This window comes from Pseudomonas sp. GW823-FHT02C02, from assembly GCF_058797635.1.
This window is the reverse complement of sequence record NZ_JBXAJV010000001.1, coordinates 650,068-656,067: the sequence shown is the minus strand read 5'-3', so window position 1 is coordinate 656,067 and position 6,000 is coordinate 650,068. Positions and strand designations below refer to the sequence as shown.

Sequence of the window (6,000 nt, the reverse complement as noted above, 5' to 3'; positions counted from 1 at the left end):
GAATCGAGAATCACCAGGTTGCCCTCGGCCACGCCTTCGATGATGTTGCCCAGGTTGTCGACCAACGCTGGCACCACACCGAAGAACGGACGTGCCGCCGAACCCGGCTTGAGGGCGTGAGCGCCCGGCAGCGGGCTCATCATGTTGCCGCCGGTTTCGGTCTGCCACCAGGTGTCGACGATCGGGCAACGGGACTTGCCCACATTCTTGTAGTACCAGTCCCAGGCTTCCGGATTGATCGGCTCACCCACCGAACCCAACAGGCGCAAACTGCTGCCATCAGCACCTTCAACAGCGGCTTGACCCGACGCCATCATCGCGCGGATCGCGGTCGGTGCGGTGTAGAGGATGTTGACCTTATGCTTGTCGACGATCTTCGCCACCCGGGTGATGTCCGGGTAGTTCGGCACGCCTTCGAACAGCAGCGTGGTCGCGCCGTTGGCCAATGGGCCGTAGACGATATAGCTGTGTCCAGTGACCCAGCCGACGTCGGCGGTGCACCAGTAGATTTCGCCCGGGCGGTAGTCGAACACGCGCTCGTGGGTCATGGCGGCGTACAGCAAGTAACCGCCGGTGGTGTGCTGCACGCCCTTCGGCTTGCCAGTCGAACCGGAGGTGTAAAGGATGAACAGCGCTTCTTCAGCACCCATCTCTTTCGGCGCGCAGACACTGCCCGCTACTTTCATCAGGTCTTCGTACCAGATGTCGCGATGCTGGTTCCACTTGATGTTGCCACCGGTGCGCTTGCACACGATGACCTTCTGGATGCTGCTGGTTTCCGGGTTGGTCAGCGCGTCGTCGACGTTGGTCTTGAGCGGGATCTTCTTGCCGGCACGAATGCCTTCGTCAGCGGTGATGACCACTTTGGATTTGCAGTCGATGATGCGACCGGCCAAGGCTTCCGGCGAGAAACCACCGAACACCACCGAGTGAATCGCGCCGATCCGGGTGCAGGCCAGCATGGCGACCACGGCTTCGGGGATCATCGGCATATAGATAGTCACCACGTCGCCGCGGTGCACATCCTGGCCGCGCAAGGCGTTGGCGAACTTGCAGACTTGTTCGTGCAGCTCGCGGTAGGTGATGTTGCGGCTTTCGGCCGGGTCATCCCCTTCCCAAATGATCGCCACTTGATCGCCGCGCTCGGCCAGATGACGGTCGAGGCAGTTGTAGGAAACGTTGAGGGTGCCGTCGGCGAACCATTTGATGTCGACATGGTGATCGTCGAAGGAGGTTTGCTTCACCGTGGTGAAAGGCTTGATCCAGTCGAGGCGCTTGGCTTGCTCGCGCCAGAAGCCGTCCGGGTTGACGACCGACTGCTGGTACATGGCTTTGTAGGTTGCCTCGTCAGTCAGCGTATTGGCCAGAACCTCGGGACGAACGGGATACAGAGAAGCCGCACTCATCTTTCTTACCTCGGTGGAATAGTTGTTTGTGATTTGTCACTGTTTGCAGCCTGAGCACTCAGGCAATTGCGAAACTCAAATCCTGAAACGACTGAGCAGTTTGTCCTGCTGGCCGACGTGGTCCACCATCACTGAACATTGACGAACCTGTTTGTCCGCACTGCCGGATACCTCAAGACTGATATCGCGGATATTGGTCGTGTTGCGATTGATTTCTTCGGTCGTGGCGCTTTGTTCTTCAGCCGCCGCGGCGATCTGCAGGTTCATGTCATTGATACGATAAATGGCCTCGCGTATGCGCTTCAGGGTGTCATTGGCTGCGTTGGCATCCCCGGCAGTCTTGCTGGCCGTATCGCGGCTTTGCTGCATTTGCACTTGGGCGTGTTTCACGCCTGTCTGCAACTGGTCGATCATCTCGCGTATTTCCTGCGTGGATTGCTGGGTTCGCGAGGCCAGTGAGCGCACCTCATCAGCCACCACAGCAAATCCGCGTCCCGATTCGCCGGCACGTGCCGCCTCGATGGCCGCATTGAGTGCAAGAAGGTTGGTCTGGTCGGCGATGCTGGTGATAACCGCCACAATGGACTCAATGTTTTGACTGAGCGTGGACAACTCATTGATCGCATGACCTGTGGCGTCCATCTCTTCAGCCAAACGCTTGATGGCCCCCGTAGATCTGGAAACCAGAGCAACCCCGTCCGCTGTTTCCTCGTTAGCAGCGATTGCCGCTTCGGCAGCGGTTTGGGCGTTACGGGCGACATCTTCGGCTGTCGATGCCATCTCGGTCATGGCGGTGGCCAATTGATCCAGTTCTTGTAATTGAACTTGTACACGGTTGGCTGCCTGGTCCGCTTCGCATGACGTCGCTGTGGTGCTCTCACGAACGCGTTGCGAGCTGTTTTTCACATCGCCAATGAGCGCTTTCAGGTTCTGCAGGAACTGGTTGAACTCTCCGGCGACCAACGCAATTTCATCATTGCCGACCACGGGTAGTTGGCGGGTCAGGTCGCCTTCTCCGCGATTGATGTCTGCCAACGAATCCTTGAGTTGATCCAGGGGGCGCAGTAGCCGCCTTACCAGCAGGCCCAACACCAACAGGCTAATCAGCACGCCCAGGCCGGTACCGATGACGGCACGCCAGCTCAGGATGTGGGCTGCGGCCATAACGATGTCCTGATCCAGCACCACACCGATATACCAATCCATGCCCTTGAGACCGGAGAGCGGAATGAAGGACACCAGGAGAGACTTCCCATCGCTGCTGACCTGCTGAAGCTGACTGTCGAGAGGCAGAACGCTGCCTGCGAAAAGCTGGTTGTAGGGCTTGCCGTTCAGCTCGGCGTCCGGATGGGAAATAATGTTGCCACTTTTACTCAGCAGGAACGCATAACCGGCCCCACCGAAATCCAGTGTATTGATGGCATCGGCAACCGTAGTCAGGCGGATGTCACCACCAAATACCCCGAGCAACTGACCGGCGTCGCTGATCCGCGCGACTGCCGAGATCAGAATTTCACCCGTGGTGGAGTCCTTGTAAGGCTCGGTTAAAACGGCCTGGCTACCGGCTTTTCCGGTTGCGTACCAAGGGCGGGTGCGACCGTCATAATCAGGTTTTGGATTCCAGGAGGCAGTGTTCTTGATGGGTTTTCCATCAGACTCAAGGGCGCCGAATACCAGCTTGAATTCATCTTTCAAAATGGGCGAATCGATGATTCGTTGGGTCGCTTGCGCACTGTACTGGCGGTCGATCGCTTGGGACGCCAAATCCATCAGACGTAGTTTGCCGTTCAGCCAGTTTTCGATCTGACGTGCCACAGCATTGCTCGATTCGGAGATGCTCGCCTCGACCTGATGACGCAAAATCGTACGTATCTGCTCTACCTGAACCAGCGACAGAAGACTGGTTGTCACGAACAGCACACAAGCAGCCACAAGGCTCACCTTGTAACGGATTTTCATCGAGGACTCCAAAGGATCGATCAAGGGGAGCAGGGCATCCAGTCCTTGAATGTCAGGTTATCGAGGACGCCTTCGCGAGCAAGCCGGCTCCCACAGCGGGCACGCATTTCAAATGTGGGAGCGAGCCTGCTCGCGAAAGCTATTGGAAAGGGCGACACAGGATTACCTGTATAACCCTCGATTTTTAGAAGAAGCCCAACGGATTGATGTCGTAGCTCACCAGCAGGTTTTTGGTCTGCTGATAGTGATCGAGCATCATCTTGTGGGTTTCACGGCCGACGCCGGACTTCTTGTAACCACCGAACGCGGCATGCGCCGGGTACAGGTGGTAGCAGTTGGTCCACACACGACCGGCCTTGATGGCGCGGCCCATGCGATAGGCGCGGTTGATGTCGCGGGTCCAGAGGCCGGCACCCAGGCCGAACTCGGTGTCGTTGGCGATGGCCAGGGCTTCGGCTTCGTCCTTGAAGGTGGTGATGCTCACCACCGGGCCAAAGATTTCTTCCTGGAACACGCGCATTTTGTTGGTGCCCTTGAGCAGGGTCGGCTGGATGTAATACCCGGTCGCCAGGTTGCCCTCGAGTTTTTCCACCTTGCCGCCGGTCAGCAGCTCGGCGCCTTCGCCCTTGGCGATTTCCAGGTACGACAGGATTTTGTCGAATTGCTGCTCGGACGCCTGGGCGCCGACCATGGTGTCGGTGTCCAGCGGGTCGCCACGTTTGATCGACAGCACTTTCTTCATCACGACTTTCATGAAGTCGTCGTAGATCGACTCCTGCACCAGCGCGCGGGAAGGGCAGGTGCAGACTTCGCCCTGGTTGAAGAACGCCAGCACCAGGCCTTCGGCGGCTTTTTCGATGAAGGAAGGTTCGGCCTTCATGATGTCTTCGAAGAAGATGTTCGGCGACTTGCCTCCCAGCTCCACGGTGGACGGAATGATGTTTTCGGCGGCGCATTTCATGATGTGCGAGCCGACCGGGGTCGAGCCGGTGAAGGCGATCTTGGCGATGCGTTTGCTGGTGGCCAGGGCTTCGCCGGCTTCTTTGCCGAAGCCTTGAACGACGTTCAGCACGCCCGGCGGCAGCAGGTCGCCGATCAGCTCCATCAGCACGGTGATGCCCAGCGGGGTTTGCTCGGCAGGCTTGAGCACCACGCAGTTACCGGCGGCCAGGGCCGGGGCGAGTTTCCAGGCGGCCATCAGGATCGGGAAGTTCCAGGGGATGATTTGCCCGACCACGCCCAGCGGTTCGTGGATGTGATAGGCCACGGTGTTGCCATCGATCTCGGCGGCGCTGCCTTCCTGGGCGCGGATGCAACCGGCGAAGTAGCGGAAATGGTCGGCGGCCAGCGGGATGTCGGCGTTGAGGGTTTCACGCACGGCTTTGCCGTTGTCCCAGGATTCGGTGATTGCCAGGACTTCCAGGTTCTGTTCAATGCGGTCGGCGATTTTCAGCAGCACCAGCGAGCGCGCCTGGGCGGACGTGGCGCCCCAGGCATCGGCAGCGGCGTGGGCGGCGTCCAGGGCTTTGTCGATGTCTTCGGCGGTGGAGCGCGGGAATTCGGCAATCGGTTGGCCATTCACGGGCGAGGTATTGGTGAAGTACTGACCTTTGACAGGCGCGACGAACTCGCCGCCGATGTAGTTACCGTAACGGGACTTGAAGGAAACGATGGAACCGGGAGTACCAGGGTGGGCGTAGTTCATGATGGCGTTCTCTTGTAGTTTTTGGTTGTGGCCGTCCTTGGGACGGCCACTGTCAGTTGCACAAGCGCTACAGGCTCAAGAGCCCTGAGGGGTTTCGCCACGTGCCAGACGGGCATTGATGTCTTCGATGACCGCCGGCAAATCAACGATGGTGTCGATCAGGTAGTGCGGGCGGGAACCTTCGAACATCTTGACGATGCGCGCGCGTTCCTCGGCCAATTCCTCCAGGGATAAATCCTTGAACTCTTCATAGGTCAGGCCCAATGCATTGCCGGAGCAGGTCAGCGCCACGGTCCACATGCCCGCACTACGACCTTCCAGAATGCCGGGCCAGGTGTCATCGACCTTTACGCACGCGGCGACGTCGCTAATCCCCAGCGCAATCACGTTGGCCAAGGCTTGAGCAGGGTGCGGGCGTCCATTGGGCACTTCGTCAGTCGCCACCACGTGGTCGGTGACATAACCATTCTTGCGCGCCAGCTCTACGACTTTCTCCATGACCACAGCCGGGTAGCCTGAGCAGGAACCGATTTTCAGGCCCTTGTCGCGCAAGCCGTTGATGGTGTCGAGCGCACCAGGAATCAGCGCCGAGTGCAGCGCGATCTTTTCGATCTGCAGCGGCATGAAGCGTTCGTATAGGGCGGTGACATCATCATCGGTTGGCAACCGACCGAAGGCGGCATGGTAGCGGTCGGCAATCTGTGGCTCGTTGCACAGCGTGCGGATGTGGTCCCACTTGCCCATGCCCATCGGTCCGCGAGCTTCTTGCAGGGAAACCGCAACGCCGAACTCGGCAAAGGCTTCGACGAAAATCTGGGTCGGTGCGAAAGAACCGAAATCAACGACGGTGCCCGCCCAGTCCAGAACCACAGCTTGCAGTTGGGAAGGTTGTTTGTAGTCCATGATGATTGCTCCAGTAATGGGTGAGTG

At 58.8% G+C, this 6,000-nt stretch carries 4 protein-coding genes and 1 pseudogene; all 5 read right to left on the bottom strand.

The features are described from left to right. Positions 1 to 1,406, bottom strand: a 1,406-nt coding sequence (locus AC1ROI_RS02860; protein WP_492572001.1) for an acetate--CoA ligase, incomplete at its 3' end; no start/stop codon positions are given. Between the two features lie 75 nt (positions 1,407 to 1,481). Continuing rightward, positions 1,482 to 2,312 (bottom strand): methyl-accepting chemotaxis protein, encoded by an 831-nt coding sequence (locus tag AC1ROI_RS02855; RefSeq protein ID WP_374222461.1) that lies wholly within the window; start codon positions 2,310 to 2,312, stop codon positions 1,482 to 1,484. A gap of 27 nt (positions 2,313 to 2,339) precedes the next feature. Next, a pseudogene (locus AC1ROI_RS02850) lies at positions 2,340 to 3,365 on the bottom strand (HAMP domain-containing protein); the annotation flags it as partial. A 184-nt stretch (positions 3,366 to 3,549) separates the two neighbouring features. Then, complete coding sequence (gene exaC / locus AC1ROI_RS02845; protein ID WP_311095956.1) at positions 3,550 to 5,070, bottom strand: acetaldehyde dehydrogenase ExaC; 1,521 nt, start codon at positions 5,068 to 5,070, stop codon at positions 3,550 to 3,552. 75 nt (positions 5,071 to 5,145) lie between these two features. Further along, positions 5,146 to 5,973, bottom strand: coding sequence for a phosphonoacetaldehyde hydrolase (gene phnX, locus AC1ROI_RS02840; RefSeq protein WP_010461068.1), 828 nt, complete (start codon positions 5,971 to 5,973; stop codon positions 5,146 to 5,148). Positions 5,974 to 6,000: the final 27 nt, after the last annotated feature.